Below are 19,831 nucleotides of genomic sequence, written 5' to 3' on the forward strand. Positions count from 1 at the left end.
GGGTTGCTCGCCGCCCGCGGCTGCAAGGTCACCTTGATCGAACAGCAGCCGCATCCAGGCGGACGCTCCGGGCGCCTGGAGCGCGACGGGTTCCGCTTCGACACCGGCCCCTCCTGGTACCTGATGCCCGAAGTCTTCGAGCACTGGTTCAAGCTCATGGGCACCAGCGCCAGCGAACAGCTGAAGTTGCGCGAACTGGCCACCGGCTACCGCACCTTCTTCCAGGACCGCGAAGAACCGGTGGATGTCGGAACCGGCGCTGCGGCCAGCGGACTCTTCGAAGCCCTGGAACCGGGCAGCGGCCCAGCCTTGGAGCGGTACCTGCGCACAGCGAAGGAGGGTTATGAATTGGCCTTGGAGCATTTCCTCTATGACGATTTCAGCTCGCTCACCTCCCTGCTGCACCCAAGGATCCTGCGCCGGACCCCGCAACTGGCCCAACTGCTGGCCTCCAGCCTGGAAAGCCATGTCGCCCGGCGCTTTTCGAGCAACGAGATCCGCCAGCTGCTCGGATACCCGGCGGTGTTCCTGGGCTCCAGCCCGAGCCGCACCCCTGCGCTCTACCAGCTGATGAGCCACCTGGACCTCACCGACGGGGTGAAATACCCGATGGGAGGCTTCGCTGCCGTTGCCGATGCCATGGCCGAACTGGCACGGAAACACGGCGCGGCCATCCATTTGGGCGCCACCGCAACGGCCATTGAAACCAGCGCAGGAAAAAATCCCCGGGTCAGCGCGGTGCGCTGGATCGACGCGCACGGCAAGCAGCAGCGCACCCCGGCGACCCAGGTGATCGCAGCCGCCGATGTGCGCCACCTGGAAGGCCATTTGCTGCCCGAGGAGCTGCAGACCCATACCGCCAAGAGCTTCCAGCGCAAAGACCCCGGCCCCAGCGCGGTGCTGCTGTGCCTGGGCATCAGCGGCAAGCTGCCGCAGCTGGAGCACCACAACTTGCTGTTCACCACCGATTGGAAAGAGAATTTCTCGCGGATTCGCCAAGGGCGGATGCTGGAGGCGGAAACCAGCATCTATGTCTGCAAGCCCAGTGCCACCGACCCCTCGGTGGCCCCGGAAGGCTGCGAGAACCTGTTCATCCTGGTTCCGGCTCCGGCCATGCCCGAATGGGGGATCGGCGCAGCCGATGGGGCAGGAGATGCCGCGGTGGAAGCGGTGGCCGACGCGGCCATCGACCAGCTGGCCGCATGGGCTGGCATCAAGGATCTTCGCGAGCGGATCGTAGTGCGCCAGAGCATCGGCCCGGGGGACTTCCTCCAGCAGTACGGCGCCTTCAAAGGCGGTGCGCTGGGCCTGGCCCATACCCTGGGGCAAAGCGCCATGCTGCGTCCGGGCAACCGCAGCGCCAAGGTGGGCGGGCTGCACTATGCCGGCAGCACCGTGCGCCCTGGAATCGGCGTGCCGATGTGCCTGATCAGCGGGGAACTGGCTGCCAAAGCGGTGCTCGGGATCAAGGCCGCGGGGCCCATGGACGAAAACTTCGCGGCCACGGTGCGGCAGGAGGCAGGAACATGATCTACCTGGGCATCTTGCTGGCACTGCTGGCCTGCATGGGGCTGCTGGACGCGAAGGGAAAGCTCTTCATCTTCCGCCACCCGGTGCGCGGGCTCCTGGCCCTGGGGCTGGGCACCGGATTCTTCGTGCTCTGGGATGTGCTGGCCATCAGGCAGGGCATCTTCCTGCACAAGGAATCAGAGCTCATGACCGGAATCATGGTGGGCGAGCAGTTCCCTGTGGAAGAAGTCTTCTTCCTGGTCTTCTTGTGCTATTGCGCCATGATTGCCTTCACCGGGCTGCCAGTGCTGGCCGGCATGCTGCGCAACCGGAACCAGAAAGCACCCAAGCGCACGTTAGGGGAGAACCATGTTCCTTGAATTGAGCTTCTGCTTCCTATTTGCGGCCATGGCCGTCTTTGCCGCCGGTCTGGCCGCCAGCAAGCAACGCCTGCGCTCGGTCGCCAAGCCGCTGGGCGCTGCCATGGCCTTGATGCTCGTGCTCACCGCGATCTTCGACAACCTGATGATCTACGCCGGGCTGTTCGGCTACGGCAGCGGGACGCTGTCCGGGGTGCATCTGGGCCTGGCCCCGATTGAAGACTTCTTCTACGCCGCCTGCGCGGTCTTCCTGGTTCCCGGGCTGTGGTGGCTGCTCGGTGCCCGCAGCCACAGAAAGGACGCTTCATGATCCGCGGAATCGTATTGAGCTCACGCCCCATCTCCTGGGTGAATACCGCCTACCCGTTTGCCGCCGCCTATCTGCTGGCCGGCGGCGGGATCGATTGGCGCTTGGTCCTGGGCACGGTGTTCTTCCTCTTCCCCTACAACCTGCTGATGTACGGCGTGAACGATGTCTTCGACTACGAGTCGGACCTGCGCAATCCGCGCAAGGGAGGAATCGAGGGGGCGCTGCTGTCCAGGCAGAGCCATAAGTCGCTGCTCATCGCCTGCGTCCTGTGCGCCGCGCCGTTCCTCGCGGTGCTCGTGGCGGCCGGGGATGGCGCAGCCAACCTCGTTCTGGCCGTGTCGATCCTTGCGGTGCTGGCCTACTCCGCGCCGCGGCTGCGTTTCAAGGAAAGGCCCGGGCTGGACTCGCTGACCAGCGCAGTGCACTTCGTCTCCCCGGCGGTCTACGGGTGGGTGCTGGCTGGCGCCAGCGTGCAGGCCGAGCAGTGGCTGGTCTTCGGCGCGTTCCTGCTCTGGGGGATGGCCAGCCATGCCCTGGGCGCAATCCAGGATATTGTTCCCGATCGCCAAGGCGGGCTGTCCTCGATCGCCACCGCCTTGTCGGCCCGCACGACCATCTACTTGGTCTTGGCTGCCTACCTGCTGGCCGGAGTGCTCGTGGCGGTGGGCCTTTCGGGGATTGGCCGCTGGGCGGCGGTGCTGGCCCTTCCCTATGTGCTCAACGTCCTACCCCATCTTCGAATCAGCGATGCAAGCTCGGGTACGGTTAATCGAGGATGGAAGAGATTCTTGTGGATCAACTACCTGTGCGGTTTCCTGCTGACCATGCTCCTGATCTTTTCGGCACTTTTCACCTACTAGACCCGGATGGGGATTCAAGGATTTCAATGGACGTCATTTTGCTTTCGGATCAAGGCCAGCCTATTGGCACGCACCCGAAAGAATTGGTTCACACCACGGATACCGTGCTGCACCAGGCATTCTCCTGCCACGTGCAGAATCAAGCCGGCCAGGTGCTGGTGACGCGTCGCGCCCTGTCCAAGGTGACCTGGCCAGGGGTCTGGACGAACTCCTTCTGCGGGCATCCCCAGCCCGGCGAGAGCTTCGAAGAAGCCATTACGCGCCACGCGGCCCATGAGCTCGGCTTCAAGGTCAGCCGCATCGAATCGGCGCTGCCGGACTTCCGCTATCGCGCCGTGGATGCCTCGGGCATTGTGGAAAACGAAATCTGCCCGGTCTTCACCGCGATAATCGGCAGCGAGATCTCTGCGAACCCGGACGAAGTCATGGACTACTGCTGGGTGGATCCGGCACAACTCGGTGAAGCCCTGCGCGCCACCCCGTGGGCCTTCAGCCCGTGGCTGGTGATGCAGGCTGCAGGGATGTCCCTGTACCAGACCAAGCAAGGCTGATTCCGGGCCCGCCGCAGGCGTGGAATCCGTGCAGGGTGATTCCTGTGGAATTGTCCGGGTCATTGGCTATGCTCGATTGCATGGTGCTTCAAGTAATTTCTGCCGGTATCCAGCGGCACGGCGCGGCCATCCATGCGTTACGCAGGGCCAGTGTGGTCGCCGGTGGCCTGGTGCTGGCTTCGTCCCTGGCCAGCTGTGCCCCGCTCCAGTTCGAAGCATCCGCGCAAACTCCTAGCGTGAGCCAGCAGATCGCGGCCTTGCCGAAGTATGCCGACAACCTCCAGGAAGTCGAAGGGCGCCAGGAATGGGCGGATCAGAAGATCTTCCAGTACCTCAATGGCCAGGGCGCCGCAGGCTTCCATTCATTCGCCCAGGATTCCATCCAGTACGCCACCGTGGGGTGGCTCTCTCCGGTCCAGGGCGTGCTCGCCATTGTGGTGGAGGGCAGTGATTGGATCGCGGAGGGCAGTGCTGCCGGCTATGCCGAGCGGGTCATGACCTCCGTCGGCTACGAATCAATCGAGTTGGACCGGGTTGAGATCCTCACCGTCGAAGGGCAGCTGCTCGCCTCCGACTACCGCGGGAATCATCCCGGGGCTTTGTAAGCGAAAAGGCCATCTCGCCGCGTAGCTCGTAATGGAGCTAGCTGGCGGGATGGCCTTTGCTATGGCGAATTCTCTTGCTGGTTATACGAAGTTCTCGGTGCCTTCGATGGTGTTCATGAAGTGGTCCATGAAATCAGCGAAGTCCTCTGCATCTGATTTCTGGTCAATGGTGGCACCAATGCTGATGGCATCATCGACATGCAAGTCGATGCTCGGCGCTTCGGGAATGCTGAAGCGGAACACCCGGCCCGAAGAGATCGCGATTTCGTAGCCGCCATCGCTGAGCTCGGCGAGCTGGTTCACATTCGTATTGTTGATGTTGATCGCATCCTCGGATGCTTCCAAGCTGCTGGCATTCACTGGCGCAATAATCAGTTCCGCTGGTTGGCGCCGATATCCAATGACCTTGAGCCCTCCGGAGCCGGCGATGCCGGTGCCCGCCACGAGATTGTAGCTGGCGAAGTTGGGGATCTGCGAGTCGAAGGCCTCATGGAGGCGGGCCTTTACCTGCTGGGTTGGATTTTCGTCTGGGCGCTTGTCCATAACCAATACTCTACCGATAACTTTGGACAATTTGACCAGTCGCAACATTTATCGAAATGTGTCATCGGCACGTCATGGGTTATCTGATTGGTCATATTGACTTCTAGAATGGGATTAATGAGCCAGGATGCTAATTGAGTCGTCAAGCCATGCGCCCGTGTGGCCATCGACGGAACTCATGCCTTTCCCGGCTCAACGCTGCAAGCGAAACCAACTGCCTGGCAGGTGGCTTCCTTGGAGCAAGGGGTGCGCAGCGCGAGCGATGCGCGTCCAAGGCAGCTGGTGCTTGTCTCCAGCTAATCCCGTTTCGACAGGCGCTGTTGGTGCCTGGGAAGCGAAATAACCAAGTCTTGTTCGCGGTGTCGCGTCCAAGGTTTGGACATCCGTCTCATATAATGAGATAAACAGGGTGTCTAGTTGCTCTTTGCCGTGAGGTGGAGAAAACTAGAGGCATGCAAACAAACACCGATGTACTACTAGTTATCAGGCGCGGAGCCTGAGACACTGTCCAACACCACGGACAGTACGTCGGTAACGCGCAAGCCCCCTTTCGTCAGTAGTGACGGCCGCGGGGCGTTTTTTATGCGCAAACGAAGAGATAGATATGGAAAGGATCCCGATGAGCAACTCAACACCCGCCAATCCGGCGTCGGTTGCGAAGTCAATCAATCGAACCAAGGATGCCGCCGCCGCTGTCTCTTCCGTCGTGGAGGCTTCGAACCCGGTACAGGGTCCGAATAATATCGTTGCTCCCACACAGATGACGGGCTCACAAGCCATCGTCCGCTCGCTGGAAGAACTGGGCGTCAAAGACGTCTTCGGATTACCAGGTGGGGCCATCCTTCCCACCTATGATCCACTGATGGATTCGACCAAGATTAACCACTTCTTGGTCCGCCACGAACAGGGTGCCGGCCATGCCGCACAGGGTTACGCCATGGTGAGCGGGGAAGTGGGCGTATGCATCGCTACTTCCGGACCAGGCGCAACCAACCTCGTCACCGCACTGGCCGATGCCAATATGGATTCGGTACCAATGGTGGCAATCACCGGTCAGGTCAATAGCGCTTTCATTGGCTCTGACGCATTCCAGGAAGCAGACATTGTCGGCATCACGATGCCGATTACCAAGCACGCTTTCCTGGTCACTAACGCGGAAGACATTCCGCGCACGCTGGCCAGCGCGTTCTACCTGGCGCAGACCGGCCGTCCCGGTCCGGTGCTGGTGGATATCACCAAGGATGCCCAGCAGAGCGACATGACCTTCTCATGGCCGCCAAAGGTCGACCTGCCGGGCTACCGCGTGGTCACCCGCGGACACAACAAGCAGCTGCGCGAAGCCGCCAAGCTCATCGCTTCGGCAACCCGCCCGGTGCTGTATGTTGGCGGTGGCGTGATCAAGGCCAACGCCCATGAGCAGCTGAAGGAATTCGCGGAATTCATCAACGCGCCGGTGGTCACCACGCTGACCGCACGCGGTGCCTTCCCGGACTCGCATGAACAGCACGTGGGCATGCCCGGCATGCACGGTGCCGTCTCTGCGGTCACGGCACTGCAGCAGTCGGATTTGCTCATTACCCTCGGCGCCCGCTTCGATGACCGCGTCACCGGCGTGCTCTCCACCTTCGCGCCGAACGCGAAGGTGATCCACGCCGATATCGATCCTGCGGAAATCTCCAAGAACCGCGTGGCCGATGTGCCGATCGTCGGCTCGCTGGATGAAATCATCCCGCAGCTGCACGAGGCCTGCGCCTCGCGCTTCGAGAACGAAGCCCAGCAGGACCTGGCCGGCTGGTGGGGACTGCTCAACCGCCTGCGCGAAACCTACCCGATCGGCTACACCGAAACCCACGACGGCCTCTCTGCTCCGCAGAATGTTATCGGGCGCATCGGCGAGCTGACCGGTCCGGAAGGCGTCTACGTGGCAGGCGTGGGCCAGCACCAGATGTGGGCAGCGCAGTTCGTCAAGTACGAGCGCCCGCGCTCGTGGCTGAACTCCGCCGGCCTGGGCACCATGGGCTACTCGGTGCCTGCCGCCATGGGCGCCAAGGTGGCGCAGCCGGACCGCGTGGTCTGGGCCATCGACGGAGATGGCTGCTTCCAGATGACCAACCAGGAACTGGCTACCTGCGTGATCAACCGGATCCCCATCAAGGTTGCCATCATCAACAACTCGTCGCTGGGCATGGTCCGCCAGTGGCAGACGCTGTTCTACGATGGCCGCTACTCCAACACCGATTTGAACACCGGCCACGGAACCGCCCGGATTCCGGACTTTGTGAAGCTGGCCGACGCCTACGGCTGCGTGGGCCTGCGCTGCGAACGCGACGAGGATATCGACGCGACCATCCAGAAGGCATTGGAAATCAATGACCGTCCGGTAGTCATCGACTTCGTGGTCTCGGCCGACTCCATGGTGTGGCCAATGGTCCCATCGGGAGTCAGCAACGACCAGATCCAGATTGCCCGCGGCATGACCCCTGAATGGGAAGAGGAGGACTAGGACATGGCAAAGCATACGCTTTCGGTACTGGTTGAAGACGTTCCCGGCGTGCTCACCCGCGTCGCCAGCCTCTTCGCCCGCCGTGCCTTCAACATTCACTCGCTGGCCGTTGGTCCCACGGAAATTGCCGGCATCAGCCGCATGACCGTGGTGGTGGACGCCGAAGGGGATTCCCTGGAACAGGTCACCAAGCAGCTGAACAAGCTGGTCAACGTCATCAAGATCGTGGAACTGCTGCCGGAAACCTCGGTGCAGCGTGACCACATCATGATCAAGGTGCGCGCCGATGCGGCGACGCGACTGCAGGTCACCCAGGCCGCGGAGCTGTTCCGCGCATCGGTGATCGACGTATCCACGGACTCGCTGGTCGTTGAGGCCACCGGCAATGCGGCGAAGATCGAAGCACTGCTGGCAGTACTTGAGCCATTCGGCATCCGCGAGATCGTCCAGGCCGGAACGCTGGCCGTGGGACGCGGAACAAAGTCGATGAGCGACCGTGCCCTGAAGACGCTGTCCGCCTAAGCGCACAATGACTTCAAGAGACACGAACTACAAATTTAGGTATTTGGCACCTAGCTTAGAAGAAAGCAACAGTGCCTAAGCACAAGACTTCTTTACCAGAAGCACAAATAAGGAGAATTACAGTGGCTGATCTGTACTACGAAGACGACGCAGACCTCTCGATCATCCAGGGCAAGAAGGTAGCTGTCATTGGCTACGGCTCCCAGGGCCACGCCCACGCATTGAGCCTGCGCGACTCGGGCGTCGAGGTTATCGTCGGCCTGGCTGAGGGCTCCAAGTCCCGTGCCAAGGCCGAGGCCGAAGGCCTTAAGGTAGCTACCGTTGCCGAGGCAGCGGCTTGGGCAGATGTCATCATGATCCTGACCCCGGACCAGGTCCAGGCCCAGGTCTACACCGAGTCGATCGCCGAGCACCTCGAAGAGGGCAACGCGCTGTTCTTCGGCCACGGCTTCAACATCCGCTTCGGCTTCATCCAGCCACCAGCCAACGTCGACGTTGCACTGGTTGCTCCCAAGGCACCAGGGCACACCGTGCGCCGCGAATTCGAAGCCGGCCGTGGCATCCCTGACCTGATCGCCGTGGAGCAGAACTTCACCGGCGGCGCCAAGGAACTGGCACTGTCCTACGCTGCAGGCATCGGCGGCACCCGTGCCGGCGTTATCGAGACCACCTTCACCGAAGAGACCGAAACCGACCTGTTCGGCGAGCAGGCTGTGCTGTGCGGTGGCACCTCCCAGCTGGTCCAGTACGGCTTCGAGGTCCTGACCGAAGCTGGCTACAAGCCGGAAATCGCCTACTTCGAGGTGCTGCACGAGCTGAAGCTGATCGTCGACCTGATGTGGGAAGGCGGCATCGCCAAGCAGCGCTGGTCGATCTCCGACACCGCTGAGTACGGCGACTACGTCTCCGGCCCACGCGTGATCACCCCAGAGGTGAAGGAAAACATGAAGGCTGTGCTGGCTGATATCCAGTCCGGTGCTTTCGCCAACCGCTTCATGGAAGACCAGAAGGCTGGCGCTCCGGAGTTCAAGGAACTGCGTGCCAAGGGCGAAGCGCACCCAATCGAGACCACCGGTCGCGAACTGCGCTCGCTGTTCTCCTGGATCTCGGATGCATCCTCGGATGACTACGTAGATGGTTCGGTAGCCCGCTAAGCATGCGGCTGACTGCATAATCTGCACACACTAAATCGACCTCGGTTGCTTCCCATATGGGAAGCAGCCGAGGTCGATTTTTTTAGTCTGCTGGGTCGGATACCAGCTAGGCAGGTTTAGAGCTTCGAAGCCCGGTAGCCGGCCTTGCGCGCATCAGCTGCAGTCTTGAAGCATTCTTCTGGCTTCGTGATGTTGTAGAAGCGCTGTCCCTTGACGTGGTACTTCCACTCCTTCTGGCTGCCGGTGCGGTTGCCCTTCACCGGGTAGCCTGCAGGGCAGTTCTTCGCCTTCCCGCTCATCTTCACGGAACGCTTGGCGGCCGCCTTCTTCACCAGCAAGGTCTGCGTCTTCTGCACGGTCGAGGTCTTGCCCTTGAGCTGGTACTTGACCGTGGTGGTGACCTTGTAGGTGCCCGCTGCAAGCTTGACGGACTTCTTCTTGCTGGCGACGGTCTTCTTGCCCTTGGCCACCTTCAGCAACGCCGACTTGATCTTCACGTTCTTTGCCTTGGAATAGCTTGGCTTGATGGTTGCCTTGGCTGAACCCTTGACTGTTTTCGTGCCGATTTTCTTGATCGCTACCGCAGGAGCCTTTTTCTTCGCAGCAACGATGCTGGCAGATGAAATGCTGGTGGGCAACGGAGCGGCCGAGGCCGCGGAGACACCGGAGAATACAAGTGCTCCCGAAGCGATGACAGCGAGTGAACGCTGAACTAATTTATTCAATTTCTCCCCATGGAAAGTCGAGCGAGCATGGGCACTGATCGGTCCCATGTGCTGATTCTAATCTGGACTGGGAATAGAAACTATGGCTGGACGCGATTGTGATCGATTGCGGCTAATGCAGTCAAAGCGTTACTCGATCAGTCGAGTGTTTTCCCAATGATTAGTTGAAGCCCTTGCTAGGCTCGGGCAAAACCATGCAAAGGAGCGCGCCCGTGCCACAGGAAAGCAACTACGACGATTTCGCCCAGGACTACGCTGACGAGAACGAATTCAGCATGCTGAACGCCTACTATGAGCGGCCGGCCACCTTGGAACTGGCAGGAGAGGTTGCCGGCCGGAACATCCTGGATATCGGCTGCGGCGCCGGCCCGCTGTCGGAACAGCTCATGAGCCGTGGAGCGAGCGTCTCGGGCTTCGACACCAGCCGGGCAATGGTGGACCTGGCACGCCAGCGGCTGGGCGAAGATGCCGACCTGAAAGTGGCGACATTGGGGGAGAAGCTCCCGTATGCCGACAACAGTTTTGACGATGCCATTGCTTCCTTGGTGTTCCACTATTTGCCGGACTGGGACTACGCACTGGAGGAAGTCCGCCGGGTCCTCAAGCCCGGCGGCCGGCTCATCATGTCGGTGAACCATCCGATTCTCTACCCGTTCAACCACCGAGGCAAGGACTACTTCCAACTCACCCAGTACACCGACGAAGTTACTTTCAAGGGGAAGCCTGCCGAACTGACCTATTGGCATCGGCCTTTGCATGAAACCATGAAGGCACTGATCTCCGCAGGGTTCGCGGTGGAGCGTGTTTGGGAGCCGCCGTATGCCAAGGATGCGCCCGAAGGCGTGATTCCAGAAGCCTTGCGTGAACGCGACGCGTTCTTGAGCTTCCTGTTCTTCTCGCTGCGCTCGACGCGCTAGCCAGCGCACTGCTTCCGGGTGCCAACGGCGTCCGGAAGCCGCGAAGCCCTCGAATGTCAGCTGATAGCCGGCATAGCGGCAGGACGCGTTGAATGATGGGGATCGACGAAACTGTTTTCTGCCAGCTGAAGCAAGTAATCGCCATACCCGCTCTTGCCCAACTCCCGGCCCAAAGTGCGCAACTGGTCATCGCAGATGAACCCCTGGCGCCATGCAACTTCCTCGGGAGAACCGATCTTCAAACCCTGCCGCGCTTCGACAGTGCGCACGAAGTTGGAGGCGTCGTTGAGCGAATCGAAGGTTCCGGTATCAAGCCACGCAGTTCCGCGGGCCAGCACCGTGACGTTGAGGTTGCCCTCTTCGAGGTACAAGCGGTTGATGTCGGTGATCTCAAGCTCTCCACGGGCCGAAGGCTGCAATGTCCGGGCTTTGCCAACCACGGAATTGTCGTAGAAGTACAATCCCGGAACAGCGTAGTGGCTTTTCGGGTCCAGCGGCTTCTCTTCCAGCGATACGGCCCTTCCGGAGCTATCGAACTCGACGACGCCGTAGGACCTGGGATCCTTGACCCAGTAGCCGAAGATCGTCGCGCCGGTCTGGTCGGCGTAGCTTCCCAACTGGGTGCCGAACCCCGGTCCATGGAAGATGTTGTCACCCAGCACCAGCGCCACGGATTCCCCTCCGATGTGCTCGGCGCCAAGTATGAACGCTTGGGCCAGGCCTTCAGGCCGGGCTTGCACGGCATAGGACAGAGTGATGCCGAACTGCGAGCCATCGCCGAGCAAGGACTTGAACTGCCCCTCATCCTGCGGCGTCGTGATGACCAGGATGTCCCTGATTCCAGCGAGCATAAGCGTGGTCAGCGGATAGTAGATCATCGGCTTGTCGAAGACAGGCACCAATTGCTTTGAGATGCCTCGCGTGATCGGGTGCAAACGAGACCCGGTTCCCCCAGCTAGAATTATTCCCCTCATGGCTATCGAGCCTAATGAAGCGGGCAGCGATCTTGTCAGAGTAGTCATACTCGAGAATTGCTAGGAAGCTGCTTGGCCGCGGTGCCCACTGGCTACATTGGTGAGATGAAAAGAATCCTTGTAACTGGGGGAGCAGGATTCATTGGGGCAAATTTCGTGCACCATATGATTGCGCATTCCGACAGTGAAATCACCGTATTGGATAAGATGACCTACGCCGCCAACCGGCAGTCGCTGGAAGGCTTGGACAGCAAACGCGTCAACCTTGTTGTTGGCGACATCTGCAACTACGTGTTGGTCAACGAACTGGTGCCGCAGCATGATGCTGTGGTCCACTTCGCGGCAGAGACGCACAACGATAATTCCTTGCATGACCCGCGCAGCTTCGTGAATTCCAATGTCTTGGGAACTTTCGAACTCCTGGAAGCCGTGCGCAACCACGGCGTGCGCCTGCACCATATTTCCACCGACGAGGTCTATGGAGACCTGGAACTCGATGATCCGCAGCGCTTCACCGAAACCACGCCCTACAAGCCATCCAGCCCTTATTCGGCTACCAAAGCCTCCAGCGACCTGCTGGTCAAGGCCTGGGTCCGTTCCTTCGGGATCGAGGCGACGCTATCCAACTGCTCGAACAACTACGGGCCGTACCAGCATGTGGAGAAGTTCATCCCGCGGCAGATCACCAACGTCCTGGGGGGATTGCGGCCCAAGCTCTACGGCAATGGAACAAATGTGCGCGATTGGATCCACGCCAGCGACCACTCCTCGGCGGTGCAGCTCATTCTGGAAGCGGGCCAGACCGGGCGCACCTATTTGATTGGTGCGGACGGAGAGAAGAGCAACCGCGAAGTGCTCGCCCTGATTCTGGAGCTGATGGGCAGGAAAGCCGATGACTTCGATGCGGTGGCCGACCGGGCCGGCCATGACCTGCGCTATGCCATCGATTCCACGGTGCTGCGCACCGAGCTTGGCTGGCAGCCGCGGTACACCGACCTGGTGCAGGGCCTGGAGCAGGCCATTGGCTGGTACCGTCAGCACTGCTCCTGGTGGGAGCCGGCCAAGGCACAGACCGAGCAGCGCTATGCGCAGCAGGCCGATGCGTTCAAGGTTGCCAGCTGATGGGCGGCGCGGCACAGCTACGGGTAGAGGACAGCCCGATTCAGGGACTCAAAGTGGTCAGCCTGCCGGTGCACCGCGATGAGCGCGGCTGGTTCAAGGAAAACTGGCAGCGGGAGAAAATGGTGGCTGCGGGTTTGCCGGACTTCCGTCCGGTGCAGAACAATGTCTCCTTCAATGGCCAGCGCGGGACCACTCGCGGATTGCACGCCGAGCCATGGGACAAATACATTTCGGTGCTGTCTGGGGAGATCTTCGGCGCCTGGGTGGACCTGCGTCCCGGGCACGGTTTCGGCAGGCTGTTCACCGCTCAGGTGGGCGAAGGCCAAGCGGTCTTCGTGCCCCGCGGGGTGGCCAACGCCTTCCAGACCCTGGCCTCGAATACCGTGTACTCCTACCTGGTCACCGAGCACTGGACCGAGCCAGCCCGGTTGGAATACAGCTACGTCAATCTGGCCGACCCGGATTTGGACATCCCCTGGCCCATCAGCTTGGATGAGGCCATAGTTTCACAGGCGGACAAGGAGCACCCACCGCTGGCGCAGGCGAAACCAGTGCAGCCCAAGAAAATTGCGGTGCTCGGCGGGAACGGCCAGCTCGGACGTGCCTTCGCCCAGCTGGCGAAGTCAGATGAACGGATCGCTTTGTATACCCGCGCCCAGACCGACTTGCAGTCCCCGGGCTTCGCGGCATCGCTGGACCTTGCAAATTGCAGCCACGTGGTCAACGCGGCGGCGATGACCTCAGTGGACCGGGCGCAAACCCCTGCGGGCAGTGCCGAAGCGTGGCAGGTCAATGCCGTGGCCGTGCGCCAGCTGGCGTCACGATGCGCCGAGCGGGGGGTGCCGCTGGTGCATGTGTCCACCGACTATGTGTTCGATGGCGCGCAACGCGAGGTTGATGAGTTGCATCCGATCGCGCCGCTCGGAGTCTACGGCCAAAGCAAGGCCGCCGGCGAGCAGGCCGTGCTGGCCCACACCAGAAACTATGTGGTGCGCACCAGCTGGGTTATCGGGCAGGGCAACAATTTCGTGTCCACCATGCGCCGGCTCGCCGAGCAGGGAATCACGCCCAGAGTGGTCGATGACCAAATCGGCCGGTTGACCTTCGCCAGCGAGCTGGCCCGCGGCATCATGCACTTGATTGATGCCGGCAGCGCCCCGGGTACCTATCACCTGCAGGGTGGCGGCGAACCCGCCAGCTGGTACCAGGTCGCCCGCGAGGTCTTCGCCTTGTGCGGCCATGACCCGGATTCCGTGCAGCCGGTTTCCACCCGGGAGTATGCCTTGGGCCGGCCGCAGTTGGCACCCCGGCCGGCGAACAGCACGCTGGACACCGCAAAATTGCAAGCGACCGGCTTCGCGCCGAAGCCGTTAGCCGACTTGATGGATCAGTTCCTTGGCCCGAATCGCGTAACGCCATAAAAACCGGGTAGGTAAAAATCGGGTGTGGTCCCAGTGAATGGCAGGTGAACGGCCAGAACCCCTCATCCAGACTCGGCAATCCTGCCCAAGGTGCGAGTTATTCCAAGTCAACTAGAAAAGTCATGGGGACTAACTCGTTGTTCCCGAGTGAAGGCGAAGTGCTGTGCAATCACTGGGAAAAGAAGAAAAAGTGACTGAGCTTCATTTATCCTGCCGAACCCAGTGTTCTCGGTGCCTTTAAGTCCTAGGATGGGGAAATACGAGGAAGAGTCCTGACAGATTCTTTCGCGGTTAATTTGGGGGGAACGAACCGATTGGGGCGGTTTGAATAATGGAATATTCACGAATTCTCTCGCTGGCGGGCACTCGCAATGCTCAAGCGCAGCGGGGAGATAGCAAGACAACTTCGAAACTCTCGCGGATTTCGCAAGGCATTTTGGGCAGAGTCCTGAACGACCCGCATTGCGCCGGAGCTGTGGTCTCCGGACCAGTGGGCAGCGGTCGAAGGGCGCAGTTGGAAACCGACTTGGGCCAGATGGCCGAGCCGCCGAAGCTGATCCGGCTGAACGGAAGCAACTTCGGCACGAAAGTGCCTTTCGGTGTGCTTTCATTCCTGCTTGCCCAAGTCGACGTGGCCGGAGCTTCGAGCCGTCATGAGCTGATCCACCAGCTGGGCCGGGTGCTGTGCACCGACCAGCGCCCGTCAATGGTGGTGCTCGGGCGGCCTGAATTGATCGACGAGCAATCCAGCTCCTTGCTCGCCCAGCTGGCCACGATGGGCAAGATCAAGCTTTTCGTGATCTGCGAACACGTGCAGGATCTTCCTGGGGACCTGTTCGCCTTGTACCGTTCGGGCCGGCTGGCGCACCAGCGTGTCAAGCGCATGGACAGCATGGAAACGCACGCTTTCGTCCAGCAGGAATTGGAAGGGCGGGTCTCCGCCTACGCCTCGGCAACCCTGTGCTACTTGGCCGGGGGCAACCGCTCGCTGATGCTCAAGTTGATGCACAGCTGGCGCGAAGACGGCCATCTGCTGCAGCACAACGGTACCTGGGCCTTGCGGATAAACGCGCTCGATTCCGGGCCTGCGATGCAGGCCCTGCACGTTTCGCTGACCCATGGGCTCGATGACGGTGAACGCGAACTGCTCGGGGCCCTGGCACTGGGCGGGCCGGTGGAACTCAACCGCATCCGGCGTTCGGGCCTGACCTGCGAGCTTGACGGCTTGCTGAACCGTGGCCAGGCCAAGTACCTGCCCGGCGCCGCCTACAAGGTAGGCATATCCAATCCGCTGCTGTCCCTGCTCGTGCGCGCCGAATCCAGCAATCAGGCTCACCCTCACGGTGTGGAACTGCTGGCCAAGTTGCACAAGGACCCATTGGCTGCCCGGATCCTTGCGCAACTGAAATCCCTGAACGACCTTGGCGACTACGAATCGCAGCTCAGGGTGGCAGAAGACTTCCAGCAGCAGGGCTATCACGCCGAATGCTGGCCAACTGACCCGCGCACCCGGGTGGCCATCGTGGAGATGCACGTGCGCGCGCAGGCCATGCTCGGCCAGCTGTCCAACGGACTCGAAGCAATCGACCTGGCCAGGGCGGGACTGGCCCAGGCCGTCAGGGAGTCCGGTCCGCGCGAATCCCTGGATACCGCATTCCAGGAACTGGAACTGCTCAGCACGTTCGCGACCTTATTCAGCACCGAGATGACCAAAGAAACGAGCATCGCCGGCAGCAGCGAGTCACTGCTGTCTTCGTCAGGCTGGATGAGCGAGTCATTGCACCTGCGGTCCCTGTCGTTGCAAGCTGCCAGCTGGGCGGCGCAGTCGCGACAGGCCGATGCCATGAAGCTGGTCAGTTACGTGGACGGGGAACTGCGCAATATCCGCTTCAACGGCCCGACGGTCTCGAATTTCCATTCCGAGGACGCAGCAGACATAGAGTTCCAGCTGCTCCAGGCCGAATTGCTCTCCGGAGTCTGGAACGCTGCATCAGCCCGCGCCCAGCGCCTGGCCGAAGGGCAGTACATCAGTCCCTTGCTCATTTCCTACGGGGACATCATGCGGGGGATCCTGCTGGGACTGGGCAATGACTACGACGCTGCCTTGCGCCTGCTGGAACCGAACCTGCACCAGGTGCAAGTGGCCGGAGACCGGGGAACGGAAGCGCTGATTGGGTCGGTCATTGCCTATGCGCTGGCTTGCTCCGGGAGGCGGGTGGAGGCATCCGCACTGGTATGCCCTGAATACGGGACCCCCGGAGCGATGCAGATGCCGCTGAGCTTCTACTCCTGGGCGGCAGAAGTCTTCTCCTGCCTTGCGTTGGCCGAACTCGGCTCGCCGCAGGCTGCAAGGCTGCGGCTGGCAACCTTCGCCCAGCGTGCCCGCGGCGGCCAGCACACCCTGCTCGAAGCGCTGACCTTGGGGTTCGCCGCGCGGCTGGGAGACCAGCTGGTGCTGCCGCAGCTGCGCAGCGCCGCCAGACGCTGCGAGGGCCTTGTCGGACAGAATCTGGAGGCGCTCGCAGACGCGGCGGCGGCCAAGGACTCGCCGCGCTTGGCAGCGGCTCTGGACAGCATGGTCGAGGCCGGGCACTTGCTCATGTCCGTGCCATCGAACAACGAGTTCGTCGCATCAATGGAAGCCAGGGACCAGCGCAAGCTTTCCCGGACAGTCAACGGCCGCAAGCGGGCCTCGGCTCCGCAGATCCAGCAGCGCGACGAGCTGCAGTTTGAAGCCATCGAACAGCAGCCTGGCTGGATGCGCGAGCTGACCAAGCGTGAGGCCCAGATCGCCAAGATGGCCATAACTGGCAAAACGAATTCGGAAATTGCCAAATTCAATGGCGTCTCGATTCGCACCGTGGAGGGGCATCTGTACCAGGTATATTCCAAGCTCCAGGTCCGCAATCGCCAGGAGCTCACTGCGCTTGACCGCACCAGCCGCCGTACCGCAGGGCTGCGATGAAACAGCATCAACTGATTGCCAAGACCAGGACAACTGAATACAACCAGCTGCTGCAGATCCTGCAAGGGCCAGGTCCTGCCGGCGTCTTGCTGCTGGGCGAGCAGGGCGTGGGCAAGACCAGCCTCGTGGAGGCAGTGCTGGCTTCCCCGGGCATGGGCGAGCCGGTCATGACGCTGTATTGCACGCCGTCCTTGAGCACTATTGCCCATGGTGCCTTGTCGCCATATCTGGGGGCCCTGGAGAGCATCGACGAGCCGGTGAGCGTGCTGCGCGAGCTGAATCGGAGCCTGCTTTCCAGCCGCGGGCAGGTTGAACCGCATATCGTTGTGGTCGAAGACGCGCAGTTCCTGGACCCGCAGTCCTGCTTTATCCTCTCTCTGCTGGTGGAAAACGCCGACGTGAAGGTGCTGGCCCTGGGCAGCGGGTCGCTAGAAGCGGATAGCCCGCTGGGCGCGCTGGCCGAGCTGGGATCCTTCACTACCATGGCCCTGCAGCGCCTGGACCGCAAAGGAGTGCGCGCGGTGGCCGAAGGCGTGATCGGACGCAAGCTCGCCGAGGGCACGGTGAGCCTGATCGACGTGGTCACCGGCGGTAACCCCAGCTTCGTTGAAGCCTATGCTGCATCCTGCCTGGAGCAAGGCACGCTTTTCCACGATGACAGGTTGCTGCAGAGCCACGGGCTCCACGAGCCGGTATGGATCGTGGCCCGCGCACTTCCGGAAATCGATACGCCAATGTTGACGCTGGGCCGGGAAATCACCCGGACCCTGTCCGTTCAGGAGCAGCAGTCGCTGTTGCTGTTGGCTTTGGCTGGCCCGCAGCCCCCAGAAGTGCTGGAGCAGTGCGGATTGCCTTACCAGCGGCTGCTGAAAATCGGTGAGCTGATGCAGCAAGGCCCGGCAATGGTCTTGAAATCCAAGCTGATGCAGCGGATCGTCCGCGCCTTGGCCACCGAACATGACATCGCACAGCTGCATGACCTGTGGGTTACCGCGGCGGTCTCGCTGGGAAAGGAGCCAAACGCCCGCGAGGTGCTGTGGTCCTTGGAAACCGGTAAGCAGGTGCCCATGAAGTTGGTCCTGGATCTGGCCGAGCAGGCCGCTCGGGAACTGAATTTCGGGTTGGCCCTGCGCCTATGCGTCCTGGGTAAGCTCGCCCGGCATCATGGGCAAGGAGCGCTGCTCGAAGCGCGGATGCTGCTGAGCATGGGGCGGCACCATGCCGCGCGCGCGCTGTTGCTGCGCCTGATCGATCAACTGACCGATCTGGCGCTGCTGGGGCAGGCCTACGCCTACCTGCTGGAGGTCACCACGAATATCGGAACCGATGGCGTCGAATTGGGGCGGATCCTGGACGATTGGAAGCATCGGGCCCTGGGGCACGCGGACGCAGAAGAGGTAGCCAGCTTCTTGGCCCTGCATAGCGCAGGGGCCAGGGTCCTGGATTTCTGGCTCAGGGTCAATACCGCCCGCGGTCCACTGCCGAGCGTTTCCGAGCTGCAAGAATTCCTGGAAGACCGGCTGCTGCCCGCGCAGGTGCGCTTCATCGGCATGATGATGCTCAGCGACCTGCACACGTCCGCCGGCCGGTGCCAGCAGGCCCTGGATCTGATGGAACCGGCTTTGCAAGACCTCAAGGAGTACCCGGCCCCGCAGGCCATGTACGAGGTCCGGGTGTTCTTCCGCATTGGCTGGAACCTGCTGTTCTTGGGACAATACGAGCGCGCCGCGGCATTCATCGACTCCTACCGCCATCCCCGGCTCCGTTCCATCCAGTACTACCAGGGGGCAATCTCGCTGCTCGACGGCGTCAGCCACCTGCTGCAAGGCAGAGTCCAGCTCGCCATGGCCAAAATGGCCGAGGCCGTGACGGAACTGCAGATTGCGGACACCACTCAACTGCTGGCCTTGGCCAATAAACTGTACCGGCTGCTGCTTGCCCGGTTGGGCTTTCCGGTGCCTGAATCCCTGGTGATCGGGCCCGGGTCCTCCAGTTCCAGCGGGACGATTTCGCTGAACGGACAGCTGGGCGAGGAGTCGTCGAAGCAGCGGATACTTGCACGGGCCTTCGCTGCGGGTCTGGGTTATCCGTATCCGGGTGAGTCGCTGGAGTGCTTCCCGCTGGTGGAACGCGAATTCCTTTTCAGCATGACCCGGCAGCTGGGGGACCAGGAGCTGGCCGATTCCCAGATGGGTGAAAGACTGCGTGCCTTGGCTGCGGGGCAGCAGGGATCGCGAGCGGCGTTTATGGCGCGCCTGATGGACTTGCGAGGCTCAGAGCTTGGCGAGCCGCTGGAGCAGCTGGCCCAGGACGCCCTGGCCAAGAAAGAATACCTGGTGGTGATCGAGGCCTGGGCCCGGGCGGCCGAACGCTACGCCCAGTCCGGGGACCAGCGGCGCTGCGGCGCCTTGCTGCGCCGGGCCGCCCAACTGATCGACCAACAGGGGATGGACCCGGGAAAGTACATCGCCCGTGTCCTGGCGCTGACCGAATTGACCGCCCGGGAAGCGGAAATCGTCGGCTTGGCCCGGCAGGGATTGAATAACGCGCAGATTGCCCGGACCTTGACGGTCTCGCAGCGCACGGTGGAGGGGCATCTCTACCGGGTATTTTCGAAGTTGGGGATTACCGAGCGCGCGGAATTGGATCACGCAGGGCTTGAAGCGGGTACAACCGGCAGGTAGCACGTGCCGGTTTGCGCAAACTTGGAGTAGGTACCACCCGTGCCCGGCCCAGCACAGGTGGGTAATGTGATTTGCGGGAGCTGGAG

17 protein-coding genes are annotated in these 19,831 nt (G+C 61.6%); 14 read left to right on the forward strand and 3 right to left on the reverse strand.

All coding sequences use genetic code 11. The annotated features are described in order from the left end of the window. Nucleotides 1–3: 3 nt before the first annotated feature. From crtI to ACIQTS_RS15935, 6 genes are all read left to right on the forward strand, one after another. The gene (gene crtI / locus ACIQTS_RS15910) at nucleotides 4–1,530 is read left to right on the forward strand and encodes a phytoene desaturase family protein (protein ID WP_402473897.1); all 1,527 of its coding nucleotides are present in this window, start codon (nucleotides 4–6) and stop codon (nucleotides 1,528–1,530) included. Continuing rightward, nucleotides 1,527–1,889 (forward strand): lycopene cyclase domain-containing protein, encoded by a 363-nt coding sequence (locus tag ACIQTS_RS15915; RefSeq protein ID WP_402473861.1) that lies wholly within the window; start codon nucleotides 1,527–1,529, stop codon nucleotides 1,887–1,889. Before crtI ends, ACIQTS_RS15915 begins: the two co-directional genes overlap by 4 nt. Continuing rightward, nucleotides 1,879–2,199, forward strand: coding sequence for a lycopene cyclase domain-containing protein (locus tag ACIQTS_RS15920; RefSeq protein ID WP_105658079.1), 321 nt, complete (start codon nucleotides 1,879–1,881; stop codon nucleotides 2,197–2,199). Before ACIQTS_RS15915 ends, ACIQTS_RS15920 begins: the two co-directional genes overlap by 11 nt. Continuing rightward, nucleotides 2,196–3,059 (forward strand): prenyltransferase, encoded by an 864-nt coding sequence (locus tag ACIQTS_RS15925; protein WP_402473862.1) that lies wholly within the window; start codon nucleotides 2,196–2,198, stop codon nucleotides 3,057–3,059. Before ACIQTS_RS15920 ends, ACIQTS_RS15925 begins: the two co-directional genes overlap by 4 nt. Before the next feature lie 26 nt (nucleotides 3,060–3,085). Next, entirely contained in the window at nucleotides 3,086–3,610 is a 525-nt protein-coding gene (gene idi, locus ACIQTS_RS15930; RefSeq protein WP_402473863.1) for an isopentenyl-diphosphate Delta-isomerase, read from the forward strand. 80 nt (nucleotides 3,611–3,690) lie between these two features. After that, complete coding sequence (locus tag ACIQTS_RS15935) at nucleotides 3,691–4,215, forward strand: hypothetical protein (protein WP_133834691.1); 525 nt, start codon at nucleotides 3,691–3,693, stop codon at nucleotides 4,213–4,215. A gap of 81 nt (nucleotides 4,216–4,296) precedes the next feature. Here the strand turns inward: ACIQTS_RS15935 and ACIQTS_RS15940 are convergent, their stop codons facing one another. Further along, a complete protein-coding gene (locus ACIQTS_RS15940; RefSeq protein WP_105658083.1) occupies nucleotides 4,297–4,758 on the reverse strand; it encodes a hypothetical protein in 462 nt (153 codons plus the stop codon). A 619-nt stretch (nucleotides 4,759–5,377) separates the two neighbouring features. Between ACIQTS_RS15940 and ACIQTS_RS15945 the strand changes: the two genes are divergently transcribed. From ACIQTS_RS15945 to ilvC, 3 genes are all read left to right on the forward strand, one after another. Beyond that, nucleotides 5,378–7,261 (forward strand): acetolactate synthase large subunit, encoded by a 1,884-nt coding sequence (locus ACIQTS_RS15945; RefSeq protein WP_402473864.1) that lies wholly within the window; start codon nucleotides 5,378–5,380, stop codon nucleotides 7,259–7,261. A 3-nt stretch (nucleotides 7,262–7,264) separates the two neighbouring features. Next, entirely contained in the window at nucleotides 7,265–7,783 is a 519-nt protein-coding gene (ilvN, locus tag ACIQTS_RS15950) for an acetolactate synthase small subunit (RefSeq protein WP_105658085.1), read from the forward strand. Nucleotides 7,784–7,905: 122 nt separating this feature from the next. Next, a complete protein-coding gene (gene ilvC, locus ACIQTS_RS15955) occupies nucleotides 7,906–8,937 on the forward strand; it encodes a ketol-acid reductoisomerase (RefSeq protein ID WP_013348730.1) in 1,032 nt (343 codons plus the stop codon). Nucleotides 8,938–9,053: 116 nt separating this feature from the next. Here the strand turns inward: ilvC and ACIQTS_RS15960 are convergent, their stop codons facing one another. Next, nucleotides 9,054–9,710 (reverse strand): hypothetical protein, encoded by a 657-nt coding sequence (locus tag ACIQTS_RS15960; protein WP_402473865.1) that lies wholly within the window; start codon nucleotides 9,708–9,710, stop codon nucleotides 9,054–9,056. A gap of 164 nt (nucleotides 9,711–9,874) precedes the next feature. Here ACIQTS_RS15960 and ACIQTS_RS15965 point away from each other — a divergent pair, with 164 nt between their 5' ends. Continuing rightward, complete coding sequence (locus ACIQTS_RS15965; RefSeq protein ID WP_131087980.1) at nucleotides 9,875–10,579, forward strand: class I SAM-dependent methyltransferase; 705 nt, start codon at nucleotides 9,875–9,877, stop codon at nucleotides 10,577–10,579. 56 nt (nucleotides 10,580–10,635) lie between these two features. On the opposite strand, the gene rfbA is transcribed toward ACIQTS_RS15965, so the two are convergent. Next, a complete protein-coding gene (gene rfbA, locus ACIQTS_RS15970; RefSeq protein WP_332595373.1) occupies nucleotides 10,636–11,553 on the reverse strand; it encodes a glucose-1-phosphate thymidylyltransferase RfbA in 918 nt (305 codons plus the stop codon). A 105-nt stretch (nucleotides 11,554–11,658) separates the two neighbouring features. Between rfbA and rfbB the strand changes: the two genes are divergently transcribed. The 4 genes from rfbB (at nucleotide 11,659) to ACIQTS_RS15990 (ending at nucleotide 19,745) form a co-directional block, all read left to right on the forward strand. Then, nucleotides 11,659–12,675: a dTDP-glucose 4,6-dehydratase gene (gene rfbB, locus ACIQTS_RS15975; protein ID WP_402473866.1), complete on the forward strand. Its 1,017-nt coding sequence runs from the start codon at nucleotides 11,659–11,661 to the stop codon at nucleotides 12,673–12,675. Next, on the forward strand, nucleotides 12,675–14,096 hold the full coding sequence (gene rfbD, locus ACIQTS_RS15980; protein WP_402473867.1) for a dTDP-4-dehydrorhamnose reductase: 1,422 nt from the start codon (nucleotides 12,675–12,677) through the stop codon (nucleotides 14,094–14,096). The genes rfbB and rfbD overlap by 1 nt, the downstream gene beginning before the upstream one ends. Before the next feature lie 331 nt (nucleotides 14,097–14,427). Continuing rightward, nucleotides 14,428–17,061 carry a LuxR C-terminal-related transcriptional regulator gene (locus ACIQTS_RS15985; RefSeq protein ID WP_402473868.1) on the forward strand — a complete coding sequence of 878 codons (2,634 nt, stop codon included), beginning with the start codon at nucleotides 14,428–14,430 and terminating at the stop codon, nucleotides 17,059–17,061. Then, complete coding sequence (locus ACIQTS_RS15990; RefSeq protein WP_402473869.1) at nucleotides 17,058–19,745, forward strand: LuxR C-terminal-related transcriptional regulator; 2,688 nt, start codon at nucleotides 17,058–17,060, stop codon at nucleotides 19,743–19,745. The genes ACIQTS_RS15985 and ACIQTS_RS15990 overlap by 4 nt, the downstream gene beginning before the upstream one ends. Nucleotides 19,746–19,831: the final 86 nt, after the last annotated feature.

It is taken from the genome of Glutamicibacter sp. NPDC090743 (assembly GCF_044769125.1).
Classification (GTDB): domain Bacteria; phylum Actinomycetota; class Actinomycetes; order Actinomycetales; family Micrococcaceae; genus Glutamicibacter.

Excerpts from the sequence above, each read along its gene's own strand:
- rfbD (WP_402473867.1), top strand. The coding sequence starts at position 12,675 with ATGGGCGGCGCGGCACAGCTACGGGTAGAGGACAGCCCGATTCAGGGA.
- rfbB (WP_402473866.1), top strand. The coding sequence starts at position 11,659 with ATGAAAAGAATCCTTGTAACTGGGGGAGCAGGATTCATTGGGGCAAAT.
- ACIQTS_RS15920 (WP_105658079.1), top strand. The coding sequence starts at position 1,879 with ATGTTCCTTGAATTGAGCTTCTGCTTCCTATTTGCGGCCATGGCCGTC.
- ACIQTS_RS15945 (WP_402473864.1), top strand. The coding sequence starts at position 5,378 with ATGAGCAACTCAACACCCGCCAATCCGGCGTCGGTTGCGAAGTCAATC.
- ACIQTS_RS15990 (WP_402473869.1), top strand. The coding sequence starts at position 17,058 with ATGAAACAGCATCAACTGATTGCCAAGACCAGGACAACTGAATACAAC.
- ACIQTS_RS15940 (WP_105658083.1), bottom strand. The coding sequence starts at position 4,758 with ATGGACAAGCGCCCAGACGAAAATCCAACCCAGCAGGTAAAGGCCCGC.
- idi (WP_402473863.1), top strand. The coding sequence starts at position 3,086 with ATGGACGTCATTTTGCTTTCGGATCAAGGCCAGCCTATTGGCACGCAC.
- ACIQTS_RS15925 (WP_402473862.1), top strand. The coding sequence starts at position 2,196 with ATGATCCGCGGAATCGTATTGAGCTCACGCCCCATCTCCTGGGTGAAT.
- ACIQTS_RS15935 (WP_133834691.1), top strand. The coding sequence starts at position 3,691 with ATGGTGCTTCAAGTAATTTCTGCCGGTATCCAGCGGCACGGCGCGGCC.
- rfbA (WP_332595373.1), bottom strand. The coding sequence starts at position 11,553 with ATGAGGGGAATAATTCTAGCTGGGGGAACCGGGTCTCGTTTGCACCCG.
- ACIQTS_RS15985 (WP_402473868.1), top strand. The coding sequence starts at position 14,428 with ATGGAATATTCACGAATTCTCTCGCTGGCGGGCACTCGCAATGCTCAA.
- ACIQTS_RS15915 (WP_402473861.1), top strand. The coding sequence starts at position 1,527 with ATGATCTACCTGGGCATCTTGCTGGCACTGCTGGCCTGCATGGGGCTG.
- ilvN (WP_105658085.1), top strand. The coding sequence starts at position 7,265 with ATGGCAAAGCATACGCTTTCGGTACTGGTTGAAGACGTTCCCGGCGTG.
- ACIQTS_RS15960 (WP_402473865.1), bottom strand. The coding sequence starts at position 9,710 with ATGGGACCGATCAGTGCCCATGCTCGCTCGACTTTCCATGGGGAGAAA.